The organism is Caldisphaera sp., from assembly GCF_049974385.1.
Lineage (GTDB): Archaea > Thermoproteota > Thermoprotei_A > Sulfolobales > Acidilobaceae > Caldisphaera.
Map to the genome: position 1 here is coordinate 1 of NZ_JBMFIW010000029.1, position 16,460 is coordinate 16,460.

The following is a 16,460-nucleotide window of genomic DNA, read 5'->3' on the forward strand; positions in this document are numbered from 1 at the left end:
ATTAAGCACCATAATTAAATTCACATACAAAGTATATAAACTTCACGGTTTATCGGAAACTGTTGACGACGGCTTCAGTTGCTTTTTGATGATTTAATTGATAGCATATAAGTATATTTAAATTCTCAGTATAACCTAAGATTTTGGTGAGAAAAACATGGCAATGGCTGCACCTCCATCGGCATATGATAGAGCTATAACTATATTTTCACCTGATGGTGAGTTATATCAAGTTAGGTACGCATTCGAGGCAGTTAAAAAAGGTTGGACAAGTTTAGGCATTATGACTAGTCAAGGAGTAGTTTTAGCTGCAGAGAAAAGGAAAATGCTTCCATTACTTGATCTGGAAGGAGTAGAAAAGATTTATAAAGTCGATGATCATATAGGAGTGACATTCGCAGGTATGGGTAGCGATGGTAGAGTTTTAATTGATTATGCAAGACAAGTATCTATAAGGCATAGGTTAACTTATGGCGAAGCGCCTTCGGTTGAATACATAACAAAATCAGTTGCGGATATAAAACAGGCTTATACTCAACATGGTGGATTCAGACCTTTTGGCGTAGCTTTAATATTTGGCGGAGTTAATAGTGACAATGTACCAAAGCTTTTTAGAACAGAACCTGGTGGTCAGTACTTTAGCTATTATGCGGTTGCAATAGGTTTAGGAGGAGATGTTGCAAACAGTTATATGGAAAAACAATATAATAAAGATATGAGTTTAAGTGATGCTATAGAGCTTGCTGTAAAATCCCTATTTAAGAGTAGAGCTGCCACAAGTGATGAAAAGAAAGAAGAATTAATAAATAACTTTGGGCAATATGTAGAGATAGCGTATGTAGATACAAAGCAAAAGGTATTTACTAGAGTAAGCGAAAAAGAGATAAATGATATAGCTATTGATAATAAGGGAGAATTATTGAGTTAGATATTTTTAAAAGATAGAGATAAAATTTTGTATATCTATTTTTAAATATAATAAATGTGCGGTGGTGAGTTTGACAAAAAAACAAGAATTTATAACAGCATGGATAGAAATAAAGGGCCAAAAATTTGAAATTCCTGTAAAACCGGATTTAGCATTTAAATTTAGAGAAGGAGAAAAGGTTAGTATATCAGAGGTACTGTGGGCTGATACTATTTTTAAGGATATTAAAAAAGGATTAAAAGCAAGTCCTGATTCATTAAAGAAAGCTTTTGGAACAGATGATATAATTAAAATAGCAGAAAAAATTTTGAAAGAAGGTCAAATTCAACTAACTGAGGAAGAACGAAAAAAGATGATAGAAGCAAAGCGAAAGCAGATAATTAATTATATAGTAAAAAATACTATAGATCCTAAGGCAGGCAAACCAATTCCTGAACAAAGAATCGAAAATGCTTTAGATCAAATCAGGTTAAACATCGATCCTTTTAAGGGAGCTGAAGCTCAGGCATTGGAAGCCGTTAAGAAACTATCTCTTCTAATGCCAATTAAAATAGCTAAGGCATTATTAGAGATTTCTATACCTCCAGAATATTCATCAAGAGCTTATAAGGAGATTCAGAGATTAGGAGAAGTGAAGAAGACTAATTGGGGATCTGATGGTAGTTTAAAAGTAGAACTTGAAATACCAGCAGGTGCCCAAATAGAAGTAATAGATAAGGTTCAAACGCTTGCAAAAGGGCAAGCAAATATATCAGTTAAGGTGGTATAAGCATGAGTACAACAAGAAGAGTATTAGTTCCGGGAGAAAAAATAGAAGGGGTAAATATATCAGATTTTTATGTATATGATTATAAAAACGAAAAGAGAGTTTCTATAATAGGAGTTATAGATTTAAAACAAGAAGGCCAAATATCATATTCACCTTTAAATGGAGTTTACTTACCTAAAGAGGGAGATATAATTATTGGATTAGTTACATCTCATGGAGTAGCTAACTGGTTTTTAGATATAAATTCACCTTATCAAGCTATATTAAGTGTTCAAGACTTCTTTGGATCTAAACAAAGCAACCAATTGCCAGAAGATCCTTTTAAATATCTCCAGATAGGTGAGTACGTCAAAGCAAAGATAGCAGCATTTGATAGGATTAGAAATCCTTTGTTAACAGTTCAGGATAAAGGGTTAGGAAAAATTGTTGAGGGAATAGTTGTGTCTGTGCATCCTACTAGAATTCCAAGAATAATTGGTAAAAAAGGATCCATGATAGAAATGTTAAAGAGTACAACCAGCTGTGAATTTTTTGTTGCTGTTAATGGTATGATTCATATAAAATGCCAAAACGAACAATTAGAAAATATTGCATCAAATGCAGTTAAAATGATAGAACTACAATCACATATAACTGGACTAACAGAAAAAGTTAAGAAATTCATAGAGGAAGAAAGGAAAGTAAGAGGTGTATGAAATATGACAAGACCACAAAGGTTTATAGATGATGAAGGAAAAAGATTAGATGGCAGAAAACCAGATGAAATAAGACCGGTAAAAATGCAAGTAGGAGTTTTATCAAATGCTGACGGTTCAGCTTTGGTTGAATATGGATTAACAAAAGTTTTAGCAGCTGTTTATGGTCCAAAAGAGTCTCAAAAATCTATATCATTACCAGATAGAGCTTCTTTAAGGGTTAGGTATCATATGGCTCCATTTTCAACTGAAGAGAGAAAAAACCCTGCTCCAAGTAGAAGAGAAGTAGAACTTTCAAAAGTATTAAGAGAATCTCTTGAACCTATTGTTATTACAGATTATTTCCCAAGGACTTCAATAGATATTTTTATAGAAGTCCTTCAATCAGATGGAGGGACTAGAACAGTTGGTGCAACTGCAGCATCTTTAGCTTTAGCTGATGCAGGAATTCCTATGAAAGCTCTAGTTGCTGGTGTAGCCATAGGTAAGGTAGATAATGTATTAATAGTCGATTTAAATGAAGTTGAAGATATGTATGGTGATGCGGATATGCCAATTGTAGCAGCACCGGATTTAGGTCAAATAACTTTGTATCAATTAAATGGAGTTTTAAGTAAAGAAGAATTTCATAATGCCATAGATATGGCTATGAAGGTAATTAACAAGCTTGTTGATATTGAGAAAGAGACTTTAAGAAATTCATATAAGGAGGCTGGTGAAGAATGAGTACGACGCCCTTTAGAGTTCAAATAATTCCCAAAATAAAAAAAGAATCCTATCTTAATTTATATAGGAAAGGTCAAAGGGCTGATGAAAGGGATTTCTACTCTCCTAGGAAGATATCAATTCAAACAAATGTGCTGGAAAAAGCTAATGGATCATCACTAGTTAAATTAGGTAACACTCAAGTAATGGCTGGAATAAAAATAGAACCTGGAGAACCATTTTTCGATACCCCAGACCAAGGAGTATTACAAGTTCATGCAGAATTAGTTCCCTTAGCTTCACCTCAATTTGAGCCAGGACCTCCAGATGAAAATTCTATAGAATTGGCTAGAGTAATCGATAGAAGTCTAAGAGATCCAAAAGCAGTCGATTTGAATTCTCTCGTTATAAGACCAGGAGATAAAGTTTGGATGATATGGCTTGATCTATATATTTTGGACTATGACGGAAATCTTTTCGATGCCAGTATGCTGGCAGCAATGGCTGCTCTTTTAACGGCTAAAATGCCTGAATACGAAGAGCTCGAAACAGGAGAAATTAAAATAAGTAAAAATATTTCAAATAATCCGATAAAAATAAATAAAAAAGTTGTTACAGTTACGACAGCTAAAGTAGAAAATTATATATTGGTTGATCCAAATTTGGATGAAGAAATAATATCAGATACAAAATCTGTAATAGCTTTTGATGAGCAAGGCAATATAGTTGGGGCTCAGAAAACCGGTATGGGTTCTTTATCACAAGAAGAAATTGATAATATAATAAACGTGTCCAGCTCAGCTGCTCAAGTATATTTTAAATTGCTAAACGATGCACTAAAAAGTGAAGTAAAAGAAGAAAAGGGTGATAAGTAATGGTTTACAGTCACACAAAAATAGTAGGTCCATCTGGTAAGTATGGTCCTAGATATGGTTCTACTTTGAGGAAAAGAGTAAAGGCAGTAATGGAAAAAATGTATCAAGATCATCAATGCCCTTTCTGTGGAAGCATAGGCACTGTTAAAAAAGAATCCGTAGGAATATGGGTATGTAAAAAATGTGGTCATAAGTTTGCAGGCGGATCATATACTCCAAGATCAGAACTATCAATATATTTACCCAGATACTATAAATCCATGTAACTCGTGATGTATTTTGCTTGATATTCCTTCAAGGATTAGAGATATTTTTAATAGAAAATCTATTATAAGACCTATTTTAATAACAAGTAGTAGAGATCCTAGCCAAAGAACAAGAACTTTTATAAATGAGTTATCAAGTGTTTTACCTGATAGTATAAAAATTACAAGAGGAAAACTTTCTTTAGAAGATTTAAACTATATAATTTTAAAATATAACATGGAGAAATTAATCATAATAGGAGAATTTAAAGGAAATCCTGGAAGAATCGAAATATATAATCCGATCAAGAATTATGATAAACCAGAAAAATCATATGAATTTATTATTAATAGTGTAGCTTTAAGGAAGGAATTAGGTATAAATGATAAAATAAGGCTAAAGAATATTTTTGTTAAGCAATTAAGTGGATATAATGAAAAAGAGTTAAAATATGTTAAGCTGTTTGCAGAAATATTTAAGATCCCATTCAGTAATGATAATTTAAAAAATAACGAAGCTTATTTTCTTATTAAATCTGATTTACCAGTTTTAGATGTTTTGGTTTTTAATAATGAAGGAAAAAACATTGGTCCAAATTTTAGGCTAAAGATTAAAGGAGATGTTATATAATGAAAGAAATTATATTTAAAATATGTTTAGGCAATTTAACTGATGCTCTATATAAGTCCTTGATTGCAGAGGTTAATCAGGAAGCTCCGAAAAAAGGACGAGTTAATATAGAATACAATAATGGTTGTTTATATTTAACAATTCTTAGTGATACTTTATCGGGTTTACGTGCCTTATCAAATTCTTATATGAATCTTATTTATGCTATGATAACATCCATATGAGCTACTGTTTGTCCTTACACTTTCATTTAACTCATTTTTATTAATGATAGAGCGTAGGGATTTAGCCCTTGACCGCCTGCCGTTAAGCTTAACAGTATGTGTGTCATATATCTCCTTCGAGCCCAACGGCACAGGGCTTACATCTTTGCAATTCTTTCACCTTTTTGGACATAGTCCACATCGGTGCGGGGATTATCCTTTATCAGTAAAAACAGATGAAAGCCTACAGTATATTGTTTATTTCGCATGATAAATTCAACTAGTAACGCACTTAAAGCTAGAAAGCTTGCATATTATAAAATGGAATATTACAATTAGCATAGCATCACTTAAAAATTGAAAAATTTCAGAATAAATTAAATAATTAAAAATATAACACAAGGAAGTTATCTATTACCGTTATAGATGGCGAGGTTTTATACCACTTAAATCCATATGCTTATAGATTAGTAAGTTTGAAGTTAGGGAATTTTATACATTTAGTTAAAGTGTTTTTAATACATAACATCTATTGTATTGAGCCACCACTCTATTTCATCATTAGACATTTTTTTATGATAATTTATACCTTCTATTTCAGCCTCTATAACTTCTATTTCATCATTTTTATTCTTTCTTAGTATTATATGCATACTCCTATTAAAGTCTGATGTATCATCAGATTCAGAGGCTTCTTGAAGAGAAGGTGTATTGAAATAAATCTCTATTATATCATTTTCCTCTTTGTATAAATAAGCTGGATTATTCTCTAAAAATTTCATAAGCTTTTGGTATTTTATCAATTGTTTTCACCATAATTATATAGATAATTAAGGTTAATATTTATAAATATAGTTTAATGAATGATAAAAATAAATATTCTCGTTTTTTAACTCTATTATAAAATCATTTCATGATGCGACATGAATCCAAAAAGGCTGATAGATTTACTAAAGGGTATTAGACCATGGAGCTTGCCTATGACCTTATTTGATTATGTGTCAGTTATACTAGTTGCATCTATAATTATTCATAAAATTAATCTTGGGCTAACAATTATTGGTCTTATTGGTTCCATATTTTTACATGTAGCATCAAATATTTTTAATGATTATTTTGATTTTAAAAAAGGTATTGATAATGAAAAAGGTATAGTTAGAAAATATCATTTAATTATACATAAAATACTAAGTCCTGATTCAACTTTGATATTAGGATATGTGATGTCCGCTATAGCAATTTCTCTTGGTTTAATGTTGACGTTTGAAGGAAGACCCTTATCAATAGTCTTGGGTTTAATAGGCTTTATTTTAGCTTATGGATATTCAGGATTTCCTCTATATTTGAAGTATAATGCCTTAGGAGAATTCACAGCTTATTTAGCTTGGGGTGTAGTTGTTCCACTAGGAGCTTACTATTTAGCAACTGGCCAGATTAGCCCTATATCTTTAATAGTTGGCCTTCCTCCTTCAGTTTATCTATTCACTGTAATGAACGTTAATAACATAAGAGATATAGAATATGATAAAAATGCAGGAGCAAAAACAATTGCTATACTATTGGGGAAGAATAAGGCAAAAATATTATTTTTGATAGAGTTATTTATGCCTTACCTTTTCATATACTTAGGGATTTTTATATTTAGAGTTTTACCTATAACAGCTATATTCACTAACGTAACGCTAATATACAATTATTTCATAATAAAGGATGTGATTAGAGATAAATTGACTACGTTAGACGTTACTACGGCAATGCAAGCGTTATTCTTTGGAATTTTTTATTCTGCAAGCATTGGCATATTTAAGATAATTTAATAAAATAAATATATTTAAATTAAGAAAATTGAAGGTAGCTAACTTTAAAAATTCTTCTTCTAACCTATAGTATAGAGCTTAGAATAAGGTAAATGATGAGGTAGAAGATCATGTCTAAATCTATGTACTATTACTTAGCAAATGCATGGAAAAAGCCCTATGAAAAAGAGCATGCCGCATTAATGCGTCAAAGATTGATCGCATGGAGAAACGAGCCTACAATAACTAAACTTGAAAGGCCTACTAGACTGAACAGAGCGAGAGCTTTGGGCTACAAAGCCAAACAGGGAATAATAGTTGTTAGAGTTAAGGTAAGAAAGGGTGGAATGAGAAAACAAAGACCTATATCTGGAAGAAGACCTAAAAGAATGGGAGTGAATGCTATAACTGTTGGTAAAAGTCTTAGATTAATAGCCGAAGAAAGGGCTCAAAATAGGTATCCCGATTTAGTAGTGTTAGGAAGTTACTATGTTGGTGAGGATGGTATTCATAAATGGTATGAAGTAATTTTAGTTGATCCAAACAACCCTTCAATAACAAATGACAAGGATTATTCTTGGCTTTTAAATAGTGCAAGCAAATACGGTAGGCCAAATCGCGGACTAACATATGCAGGTAAAAAAGCTCGTGGAATTGCAAAGGGAAGAGGACTGAAAAATACTCACAACCATAAATGGAAGAAAAAAGAAAAGGAAAGGAAATTGAGAAAAGGCCATGAAGCAAATAGACACGTTAGGTATTTTAATACAAGTAAGTAATAAAACTTTTTTTGGTGCAAATATTGATTAAATCTGTAGAAATAAGAGTTTTTGTGCATGCAACAGAGGATAAGGAAAAAATTATGGCAGCCTTAAAAAATATTATTAAAAGTGATTTTAATATTATAGAAGAACATTATGAAGGCTATTATGGGAATTCGATTATAGTAATTAGTTGTATAATAGAAAATGAAAAAGCAGAAGAGATTCTTAATACTATATTAGACAATTTGCCGAGACCTGATAAAGACAATATTTTAAAAACTTTTTATGATAGAATAGGAAAAGGCAATACTTTTCATATAAGGCTTAATAAGCAAAAAGCTTATCTTGGAGAATATACGATTAGCGATGCAGATGACGTAATTAAATTAGTTTTTAAGTTTGATAGTAAATCTAGCTTAGAAAAATTAAAAGAATTAATAGCTAATAAATACAGTAACGTGAGATAATGAATTACCTAGATCTTTCTGTAAATCCAAAAAGTTATGATGAATGGGTTAAAATGGCAGAAAAATTAAATAGAATGGGTTTTAATTATGTTGGGCTAGAATCAAAATTTATTGATGAGAAAATAATTAAAATAGCTGAAAAATATGCAATTAATATAATTAAGAGAAATACTTTTAAAATAAATAACAAAGAAGAACTAAACGAAATATTAAAGCATACTAAAAAAGATGCCATATTAGTAGCAGAGCCCAAAAATAATCATATTTTAAATTCATTGAATTTAATTCAAGAAGTAAATTCTATAAGGATAAACGTTGAAAATAATATCAGGATCAATAAAAGTCTTAAAAATTTATTTAATATTGCTAAAAAGGGAACTATAGAAATAAGCATGAGACCTCTTTTATACAATAATAATTTGTTTTATTTAAGAGAATTTATAAACTTAATTAGAAATTCCGTTAAATTAAAAATTAAATTTTATGTAGTTAGCGATGCAGCTTGTGAATATGAACTTTGGCATCCGGCTTACATAAAGAGTTTATTTGCGGTTTTAGGTATTGAAAAATCTTATTCTATAATGGCTTTAACAACTTATCCTTATAATGTATTTATTCAATCCAAATATCATTGACTTTCTTTATATGTCATTTTGTTTAAACATAAAATATTTAGAAATCTTTTAAAATTTCTTGTACTATACTAATTTGGTGAATTTTGTGGAAGAAAAAATAGGTCTTAATATAAAAGTTTTATTAGTCGAGTATACGAAAGATTCCCCAAAAATTATAGCTACTGCATCAAAGATGAGCACATCCAAAAAAACCGTTAGGGGGCTTCTAGAAATAAAACAAGATGAAATCGATATTTGGATAAAAGAAACTTTTAAGAGAAATCATTTTAGCCCATGGGAACACAGCTCTTACACGTTTATGATTGAAGGCTGTTCTAGAGTATGTTCTCATCAACTTGTGAGACATAGGATAGCAAGCTTTACCCAACAAAGTATGAGGTATACCGAAGCTTCTCTTAGAGATATGGCGTTGTTGTTAGGCTCTAAAATTAAAATGAATTGTCCTGAAAAGCCAAAAAAAGGTGACAGAGAAGCTTACAGATGCTATAGTGAAGCTTTAAAAAATTCTATATCGCTGTTAAATCCTAAAGAATTGATTGAGGCAGCGAACATAGCATATGTATTTCCTCCAATGATGAGGAAGGAAAGAGCTGAAATCTATGCGAAATCCTTGATAGAAGCGACTGCAAATTATTATAATCTTCTCTCAACAGGGCTGTCTAAGGAAGATTCAAGATTTATAATACCCATGTCTGTTAGAACTAAAATTACAGTAACCATGAACGCTAGAGAACTAATTCAAACTTTCTTTCCTTTAAGAATGTGCACCAGAGCTCAATGGGAAATTAGAAAAGTAGCATGGCTTCTATGGAGTGAATTAATTAAAGTTCATCCAGAGCTATTTAAATATGCAGGGCCAAGTTGCGTACATCTTGAAAATATAAATAGGGATGAACCAGAAACTTTACAGAATTTTGTAGAAGGCAATAGTAGTTTTACCATAAATAGATGTCCTGAATTGGTTAAAAATAACGGAATAAGGGCATGCCTTTTAACAGCTTATAACACTTTAAATTTATAATTTTTAAATAAAAATAGGTAAAAATTATAAAAAATTTTAAAAGATATAATGCTAATATTATTAATTAGCCGGGTCGTCTAGCGGCCAAGGATTCGGGGCTCTGGACTTAAATTAGGGAGAACCCCCGAGACCGGGGTTCGAATCCCCGCCCGGCTATAATTAAATTTTAAATTGATTTCAATGTTTAATAATTGGTTCAATAATTTTATATAATTCTGGATCAGAGCTTCTAATTTTATCGGCACTCCATGGCTTCCATTTTCCATTCTTTACTTTCCCGATGACATTGATTATCCATGATTTATAAATTTGCGAGCAATTATTATAATTTTTACAACTGTTATTTATAAACTCACTAATTTGACTCATAGCCTCTTCATCATTCATTTTTTTGATATTTATAAGATATCTTGCTATTACATATAATATCAATCTAGTCCTGCCATCAGGGACTCCATTCTTTATTATTTTTTCAATCCAATTGAATTTTTCTATTAAGTTTTCCTTATATATTGCTATTGCACAATCGGATGGATTTGGACAATATTTTTTTATTAATTCTTCGATTGATTTGTTGCAGTCAATGTCAGATTTCTGGCAATTATTAATAATCTTTTCAAATTCCATTCGCAGGCACCAGAATCATTTATTATATAAAGAGATAATATTTTCATAGATTGTTTTTTGGGTTAATTTTTTAATTATTAAATAATTTTTTGGTTTAGAATAAACTTTTTATAGCAGCAATTAAAATCTTTAACTTATGTTATATATTATTGCACTGACCTCCTTTACGTCCTGAAGGATGAGGGTTCCCCCAAAGCGATTCATAGATTTGTGGTTTACTATCTTCATCTTTATCACTTAATAGCTAGTAGCCTTTAACCACCCCGCTCCATTCGTTTAACAGTAGACTACTGGTGAATCTTCAGCCATTATCCCTCTCTCACTACAGAGAGCTCTCTATCAGTGGATCCTAGGGACTCAGGGATATGTATCTGTGTGGGTGGGGACACTACACACATGGTATGCCCATTATGGGCTTCCCCACACACCTTATTGTTTTCGCAATACCTTAACACATTTCAGAATTTAAAACTTTACCCCGCCTTAGAAGGGGCGAGGTTTGTCATATATCTGCAAATAAATCTCTTGAAACTTTAGGGAAACTTTAGGAAATTCTTGACATTTAGGATTGTAAATGATTGGTATTTATGTTCCAAAGACCATCTGAACCCTTGCTATTTCAGGGCCTGTCGTATCTTCTCCAACTACAGCCCCTTTTGTATTAACTACTAAACCAGTTCTTATAAATGATACTCCAAAGTTAACTGTCCCCGTTTTAAATGGAACTTTAAATATATCTTCTAAAAACTTTATTTCTTCATCTGAAACGTCAGGATGAACCAAACCACCTACATTAGTAACTGCTATAATAGCTCCAACTGTAGGAATTCCTACTACACTTCTTTTAAATACTTCTACACCTAAGTTATCTTGTATTTGTTTAATTATATCATCTTCAAAATAAGGATAAACTAAGGCAGCTCTGTCATTAGCCACAATAAGATTTCCTATAGCATTGTTTCTACTTGATAAAACTGCTACATTTAAGTCTTTAGCTGATTTCTTTATTAAATCAATTTCGTTATCACTCGCGATTCTCGATAAAATTAATCCATTGTTATTGCCAGACATCAAAACTCCGATTAATCTAGTATTAGCTATAGACACTTCTGTTATATCCGTTTGCAATATTTGACTAATTTCATCTATATCTTTCTTCTGTAATCCTTGGGGAATAAATGTTATTTTATCATTTCCATATACATAAACTCCTATATTACTGTTGCCAAAAATAGACATCTTAGCGATTTCAAAAGGCAAAAAACTTCACCTATTATTTTATTGTTTATTTTTTATTTCGTATTTTCCTGTTCTTACTTTTTCTCCAGCAAGCCTAACTAATACTTTTTTAACGGCTTCTCCTTCTTCTGGTTTAAATTCTTTCATTTCTGCTATTATTTTCACTTTTCTTGGTGGTTTTTCTATGCTACGTTCCCATATGAATGAGTTTACATCATCCATAATAACTACGTCTTCAGGATTAACTTTTACATGCTTTGATACAAATTTTCTAATATAATCAATAGCTCTTTTAGCCCTATTACTCCTTCTTCCAAAGTAGATCTTTTTTAAAGGTATAACATAAACAAATGCGTCTCCTACTTCCATAAAATATCCCCTCACACTTTCAATTTAGATGTTCTCCAATTTCTCCTTCTTGGATTACTTGTATATTTCCTTAATGTTTTTACCACAACCCAAACTGGAACAGACTCATTACTTTTATTGGCTTTAGCGAGCCTTAACTTTCTTGCTAAATGCTTATTTCTTGCCATAGCCTAGCACCTTATTTCCACTTAAACTTAAACTCATACTCCTTTCTAGATCTGTTATCTAGTTCTATTAATATATTTTTCACTACATCTTCAGTAACAGGAGTATTCAATCTTCCCATTTGAACTAATCTTATTATTGTTTCTTCTGCAATTTTAGCCAAATCGGGCTTAACTAATTTCAAATTATTTAATCTATCTAATGCGTTTGGCTCCATAATAGCTCTTAGAATTGCTAGCTTTTGGGCTTCTTGTTCTTCTTCCATCCTTTTTCTTCTTTGTTCTTCTTCCATCCTTTTTCTAAGTTCTAAAAGCCTTCTTTGTTTTATGGCTTCTAGTTCATCATCATCGCTGTAATCGCTAAAGTCATCGCTCAAATTTCTCACCACTAGTTTTAGTAATAAATTAGCCCTAATAAACAATTTTTTATTTAATTAAATTTTATGGAATTCTTTACAATTTTTTTAGATAATAATAGACGCTTCACTTCTTATAAAAAAATTCAATGAGTAAATAAGTTTTAATATATTTATAATTTAAATATATATTAAGGGCGAATCAAAAATTGGTCCGAGCATTTATTGCGGTAGATGCGAATGATACTAATATTATAGGAAAGATAGAAAATATTATAGATTATTTAAAGAGCTTTAATATTAAAATGAAATTTGTTGAAACTGATAATTTACATATTACATTAAGGTTTCTAGGAGAGATAAGCGAATCTGATGTAGAGATTATTAAAGAAAATATAATAAATAAATTAAAATGTAATTCTTTTAATATAGATTTAAAGGGTGTTGGAGCATTTCCTAGCCCAGAAAATCCAAGAGTGATATGGGTAGGTATAGTAAATGGATTTGAAATGCTTAAAAGCATAAAAAAAGAGATAGATGAGATGCTCATTAAAAATGGATTTAAAATAAATTATGAGGAATTCATACCACATTTAACTATTGCAAGAATAAAGTTTGGGAAATCGAATTCTTTATCAAAGTTTTTAAATGAATATAAAGATATTGATATTGGATCTATTAATATTAATTCTATAAAGCTTAAGAAAAGTACCTTAACAAAAAATGGTCCAATTTATAACAATTTGGCTGAGGCGCTTTGTAAATGAATTGTAATAGAACAGAACTGGAAAAGCATGTACTAGATAAAATTAAACCAAGTAATTTTCAAGTTAACGTTTTAGAAAAATTTTCAAACTTGATTAAGCATAAACTCTATAATTGTATAGAAAGGAAAGGCCTAGAAATTGAAATTGAAGAAGTCGGCAGTTTTGCCAAAAATACATTATTAAATGATAAGTGGGAATTAGACATATTTGTTTTATTAAAAAATAAAGATGATAATTGGATCAATAATAATGGTAAGGATCTTTTATTGTCATGTTTGGGAGATTTTCCTACTATAATAAAATATAGCCAACACCCGTATGTAACTGTTTCATATATGGGGCTAGAAGCTGATGTTGTTCCTACAGTCTATGTAGAAAAACCAAGAAAAAAAGGAATGGGAGTCGAAAGGACTCCTTTTCACACAAATTATATAAATTCCAAACTTAATCAATGTCAAAAAGATGATGTAAAATTATTAAAATCTTTTCTAAAAGGTCTATCCATATATGGAGCTGAGAGCCATATAGAAGGATTTTCTGGATATCTTTCAGAATTACTAATAGCATACTATGGATCTTTTTATAACACATTAATAAATGCATCAAAATGGAAGGATATTGTTTATATAGACATAGAAAATAATGGAGATAAAGATTATTTACTTAAAAAATACCCTAAGTCTAGGTTAATAGTTGTAGATCCCATCGATCCTTATAGAAATGTTGCAGCTGCAGTTAGTACGAAAAGTTTATCGACATTTATATTAGCATCAAAGCTTTATCTGAATAATCCTAATGCAGCATTTTTCCATAAATTCACATATAATATTAAATCGAAAATAAATGCGCCCTTATTACTAATATTACTTCATGGAGAATATTTCAATTATCCTCCCACAGATGTTTGGGGTAAATTAAAAAAGATTTCAGAAAACTTAGAAAATTTTATAGAAAATTTTGGAATTAAAGTGCTTAGGGGATCTTATTATACAGATGAGTCAAAGCTAGGTGCTATAGGTTTTTTAATAGATAATATTATTATACCCAAGGTAGATATTCTAGAAGGGCCATCAGTCTATGATGATATCAACGGCATAAAATCTTTTATAAAAAAAAGAATTAGTGAAGGAGGTTTATCGTTTATTAAGTATAATAAATTATATGGAGGCAGGGATAAGAAAGTCAAAGATCTTCATGATTATATAAGAAATGCAATATTTGAATCAGGATTAAAATATACTGAAAAAATAGAAGTAGAGGTTTTCGAGAATTATGAAAAATTGAGAGTCAATGGTGATATCAAAGAATGGGTGAAGAATTCTCTTTATTCAATTCCTGCATGGATGGCAAATATATAGAAGATGAAATTTCAGTAAACCTGTTTTGTTACCCATATCATCAAAAATGTGATATATATTATAGATTAAATCAAGCAAAACTTTTAGGGATAGAAAAGATTTGCAATTACGGAGATTATGTTATTTATGGTAATAAATATAATAATTTTCGCATATTAGGAAAAGGTCATTCGAGTTTAGTTTTTTTAGGATATATTAGGAAATTAGGAATTAAAGCAATTAAAGTTCGGAGGGTTGATAGTAAAAGAACAAGCCTTATAAATGAAGGAAAAATCATAGAGAAAATGTCTGCATACGGTATAACTCCTAAGGTATATGAATATTCAAATGATTTTTTGGTTATGGATTATATAGGCAAGGTTAGTCTGGGACACTTAATACTAAGAGAAAACAAATCTAACCTTACAAATTATATAATAGAAGGTCTTAGATCTACAAAAATTATGGATTATACAGGTATATTACATAATGAAATAAACAGACCATGGAAAAATATTTATTTCCCTAGCTATCCAAGAGCCTTTCCAGCTCTTATAATAGACCTAGAATCTTTTTCAACGGGATGCGGTAATATAAATAAATATATTGGAGGTATAATTGGCAAATTTAATCTTATCAAGCATTCAGACAATATGAAAAAATTGCTCTATCAATATAAGACAAAAAATTGCGATCAATCAGTTTTTGATCGTATAAAGGAAGAATTAATAAGAATCATCAACTCCAGCTTTATTTGATGTGTTTACATTAGATTTTCCGCTTATACCTTCTGAAACATTCTTTGTATTTTCAACCAGCGCATAACCATTATCAGAATATAGCCTGTTAAACATAGATATTGTGAAAAATTTAATGCTTTTAGGTTTCATGTTTAGAGGTTCACCACATACTGGACAAGTATGTCCATCAAAACCACTTAAAGCTTTTTTTGGTATTGGTGGGCCATTAAATTTATTTTTATCTTTTTTATCACCTATAGCATACCTATATAGGATCGTTCCACATTTTTTGCATACAATTAATATTTTTCCTTCACTTGAAACTTGGTTCAATTTAGATCACCAATAATATTGTAATCCTCAGTATTACTAGTTTTTCCAAATATATTAATAAGTAACCTCTTTACTCAATTTTAGATGTTGTAATTTATTAGGTTACTAAAAAATAAAACATAATTGAAAGAATACAAAAATTTAATTAAAAAGTGTGAGCATTGCTGAATTGAAAATTTAGGTAAACGTAACACAGATTTAATAATTAAATAAAAAAATTTCATGGATTTGTTTTTAAATATAAATAAAACTAAAATAAAACTGATAACAAAAATTAAGTACTAATTATAAAAATTAGAAATATGCGTTAGAATTTTTAATCTCATAATGTGTATCTAGATAATGGAAGGGGCCGTCGTCTAGCTTGGTAGGATGCCAGCCTGGGGAGCATTTCCCTATCCACCAGAGATGCCTAGATCGCTGGTGGTCCGGGGTTCAAATCCCCGCGGCCCCATTAGGGTGAGAAAATGAGTTCCAATATAATAAGGGTAGGAAATAAGCAGATAGAGATAAATAATGAAGTGCTGTTGAAAATAAGGAAATATGCCAATACAGAAATGACTTTAGACGAACTGTCTAAGCAGCTCGGTCTAGATGGATGGGAAGAAGCCTACGAATTTGTTAAAAAAGTTCCGGCTTGGTTGCTTAGAAGTTACAGCAAAAGTTTAGTTAAGGGAAGTTAAAATTTAATCTAGTTGCATTAAAACAGAAGTTTAAGCTTAATAGAATTTTTATGAATTTATATTCAATTCTCAGACCTTGGGTTTCACCAAGGTTACGGTGCATAACTTCTT

Annotated in this window: 24 protein-coding genes and 2 tRNA genes; 19 read left to right on the forward strand and 7 right to left on the reverse strand. The window is 30.6% G+C overall.

From position 1 onward, the window contains the following. Positions 1–157 precede the first annotated feature (157 nt). From psmA to ACP5GV_RS07265, 8 genes are all read left to right on the forward strand, one after another. The gene (gene psmA, locus ACP5GV_RS07230) at positions 158–928 is read left to right on the forward strand and encodes an archaeal proteasome endopeptidase complex subunit alpha (RefSeq protein WP_428069810.1); all 771 of its coding nucleotides are present in this window, start codon (positions 158–160) and stop codon (positions 926–928) included. A gap of 70 nt (positions 929–998) precedes the next feature. Continuing rightward, positions 999–1,697: a ribosome assembly factor SBDS gene (locus tag ACP5GV_RS07235; protein ID WP_428069812.1), complete on the forward strand. Its 699-nt coding sequence runs from the start codon at positions 999–1,001 to the stop codon at positions 1,695–1,697. A gap of 2 nt (positions 1,698–1,699) precedes the next feature. Beyond that, positions 1,700–2,392, forward strand: coding sequence for an exosome complex RNA-binding protein Rrp4 (gene rrp4 / locus ACP5GV_RS07240; RefSeq protein WP_292319273.1), 693 nt, complete (start codon positions 1,700–1,702; stop codon positions 2,390–2,392). A 3-nt stretch (positions 2,393–2,395) separates the two neighbouring features. Beyond that, positions 2,396–3,118 carry an exosome complex exonuclease Rrp41 gene (gene rrp41 / locus ACP5GV_RS07245; protein WP_428069814.1) on the forward strand — a complete coding sequence of 241 codons (723 nt, stop codon included), beginning with the start codon at positions 2,396–2,398 and terminating at the stop codon, positions 3,116–3,118. After that, on the forward strand, positions 3,115–3,972 hold the full coding sequence (rrp42, locus tag ACP5GV_RS07250; protein ID WP_292319271.1) for an exosome complex protein Rrp42: 858 nt from the start codon (positions 3,115–3,117) through the stop codon (positions 3,970–3,972). Before rrp41 ends, rrp42 begins: the two co-directional genes overlap by 4 nt. After that, positions 3,972–4,238 (forward strand): 50S ribosomal protein L37Ae, encoded by a 267-nt coding sequence (locus tag ACP5GV_RS07255; protein WP_428069816.1) that lies wholly within the window; start codon positions 3,972–3,974, stop codon positions 4,236–4,238. Before rrp42 ends, ACP5GV_RS07255 begins: the two co-directional genes overlap by 1 nt. Positions 4,239–4,299: 61 nt before the next feature. Then, a complete protein-coding gene (locus tag ACP5GV_RS07260) occupies positions 4,300–4,848 on the forward strand; it encodes a Brix domain-containing protein (protein ID WP_367117873.1) in 549 nt (182 codons plus the stop codon). After that, positions 4,848–5,072, forward strand: a complete 225-nt coding sequence (locus ACP5GV_RS07265) for a KEOPS complex subunit Pcc1 (protein ID WP_292319268.1) — start codon at positions 4,848–4,850, stop codon at positions 5,070–5,072. Before ACP5GV_RS07260 ends, ACP5GV_RS07265 begins: the two co-directional genes overlap by 1 nt. Before the next feature lie 494 nt (positions 5,073–5,566). Here the strand turns inward: ACP5GV_RS07265 and ACP5GV_RS07270 are convergent, their stop codons facing one another. Then, a complete protein-coding gene (locus ACP5GV_RS07270; RefSeq protein WP_428103091.1) occupies positions 5,567–5,854 on the reverse strand; it encodes a hypothetical protein in 288 nt (95 codons plus the stop codon). A 120-nt stretch (positions 5,855–5,974) separates the two neighbouring features. Here ACP5GV_RS07270 and ACP5GV_RS07275 point away from each other — a divergent pair, with 120 nt between their 5' ends. From ACP5GV_RS07275 to ACP5GV_RS07300, 6 genes are all read left to right on the forward strand, one after another. Next, positions 5,975–6,868 carry a prenyltransferase gene (locus tag ACP5GV_RS07275; protein ID WP_428103094.1) on the forward strand — a complete coding sequence of 298 codons (894 nt, stop codon included), beginning with the start codon at positions 5,975–5,977 and terminating at the stop codon, positions 6,866–6,868. A 110-nt stretch (positions 6,869–6,978) separates the two neighbouring features. Next, positions 6,979–7,626, forward strand: a complete 648-nt coding sequence (locus tag ACP5GV_RS07280) for a 50S ribosomal protein L15e (RefSeq protein ID WP_292319265.1) — start codon at positions 6,979–6,981, stop codon at positions 7,624–7,626. 23 nt (positions 7,627–7,649) lie between these two features. Further along, positions 7,650–8,078: an RNA-binding domain-containing protein gene (locus ACP5GV_RS07285; RefSeq protein WP_428069956.1), complete on the forward strand. Its 429-nt coding sequence runs from the start codon at positions 7,650–7,652 to the stop codon at positions 8,076–8,078. Next, positions 8,078–8,713: an RNase P subunit p30 family protein gene (locus ACP5GV_RS07290; RefSeq protein WP_428069954.1), complete on the forward strand. Its 636-nt coding sequence runs from the start codon at positions 8,078–8,080 to the stop codon at positions 8,711–8,713. Before ACP5GV_RS07285 ends, ACP5GV_RS07290 begins: the two co-directional genes overlap by 1 nt. An 85-nt stretch (positions 8,714–8,798) precedes the next feature. Further along, a complete protein-coding gene (gene thyX / locus ACP5GV_RS07295) occupies positions 8,799–9,734 on the forward strand; it encodes an FAD-dependent thymidylate synthase (RefSeq protein WP_292319262.1) in 936 nt (311 codons plus the stop codon). Positions 9,735–9,800: 66 nt separating this feature from the next. Further along, positions 9,801–9,890, forward strand: a tRNA-Gln gene (locus ACP5GV_RS07300). Between the two features lie 21 nt (positions 9,891–9,911). Here ACP5GV_RS07300 and priX read toward each other — a convergent pair. From priX to ACP5GV_RS07325, 5 genes are all read right to left on the reverse strand, one after another. Beyond that, complete coding sequence (priX, locus tag ACP5GV_RS07305; protein ID WP_428069952.1) at positions 9,912–10,361, reverse strand: DNA primase noncatalytic subunit PriX; 450 nt, start codon at positions 10,359–10,361, stop codon at positions 9,912–9,914. A gap of 585 nt (positions 10,362–10,946) precedes the next feature. Further along, positions 10,947–11,621, reverse strand: coding sequence for a translation initiation factor IF-6 (locus ACP5GV_RS07310; RefSeq protein ID WP_428069950.1), 675 nt, complete (start codon positions 11,619–11,621; stop codon positions 10,947–10,949). A gap of 18 nt (positions 11,622–11,639) precedes the next feature. Further along, on the reverse strand, positions 11,640–11,969 hold the full coding sequence (locus tag ACP5GV_RS07315) for a 50S ribosomal protein L31e (RefSeq protein ID WP_428069948.1): 330 nt from the start codon (positions 11,967–11,969) through the stop codon (positions 11,640–11,642). A gap of 11 nt (positions 11,970–11,980) precedes the next feature. Beyond that, positions 11,981–12,136: a 50S ribosomal protein L39e gene (locus tag ACP5GV_RS07320; protein ID WP_292319258.1), complete on the reverse strand. Its 156-nt coding sequence runs from the start codon at positions 12,134–12,136 to the stop codon at positions 11,981–11,983. Positions 12,137–12,147: 11 nt separating this feature from the next. Then, a complete protein-coding gene (locus tag ACP5GV_RS07325; protein WP_292319284.1) occupies positions 12,148–12,519 on the reverse strand; it encodes a DNA-binding protein in 372 nt (123 codons plus the stop codon). Positions 12,520–12,698: 179 nt separating this feature from the next. On the opposite strand from ACP5GV_RS07325, the gene thpR reads away from it, so the two are divergent. Genes thpR through ACP5GV_RS07340 form a run of 3 tightly spaced genes read left to right on the forward strand, consistent with a single transcriptional unit; the run spans position 12,699 to position 15,351 of the window. Beyond that, positions 12,699–13,256, forward strand: coding sequence for an RNA 2',3'-cyclic phosphodiesterase (gene thpR, locus ACP5GV_RS07330; protein WP_428069946.1), 558 nt, complete (start codon positions 12,699–12,701; stop codon positions 13,254–13,256). Further along, entirely contained in the window at positions 13,253–14,614 is a 1,362-nt protein-coding gene (gene cca / locus ACP5GV_RS07335; RefSeq protein ID WP_428103096.1) for a CCA tRNA nucleotidyltransferase, read from the forward strand. The genes thpR and cca overlap by 4 nt, the downstream gene beginning before the upstream one ends. Next, a complete protein-coding gene (locus ACP5GV_RS07340; RefSeq protein ID WP_428103098.1) occupies positions 14,563–15,351 on the forward strand; it encodes a hypothetical protein in 789 nt (262 codons plus the stop codon). Before cca ends, ACP5GV_RS07340 begins: the two co-directional genes overlap by 52 nt. Here the strand turns inward: ACP5GV_RS07340 and ACP5GV_RS07345 are convergent. Next, complete coding sequence (locus tag ACP5GV_RS07345) at positions 15,319–15,666, reverse strand: hypothetical protein (RefSeq protein WP_428103100.1); 348 nt, start codon at positions 15,664–15,666, stop codon at positions 15,319–15,321. The two genes, ACP5GV_RS07340 and ACP5GV_RS07345, sit on opposite strands and share 33 nt — an antisense overlap. A 348-nt stretch (positions 15,667–16,014) precedes the next feature. Between ACP5GV_RS07345 and ACP5GV_RS07350 the strand changes: the two genes are divergently transcribed. Both ACP5GV_RS07350 and ACP5GV_RS07355 read left to right on the forward strand, forming a co-directional pair. After that, a tRNA-Pro gene (locus ACP5GV_RS07350) sits at positions 16,015–16,120 on the forward strand. Positions 16,121–16,133: 13 nt separating this feature from the next. Next, on the forward strand, positions 16,134–16,349 hold the full coding sequence (locus tag ACP5GV_RS07355; RefSeq protein WP_428103102.1) for a hypothetical protein: 216 nt from the start codon (positions 16,134–16,136) through the stop codon (positions 16,347–16,349). Positions 16,350–16,460 lie beyond the last annotated feature (111 nt).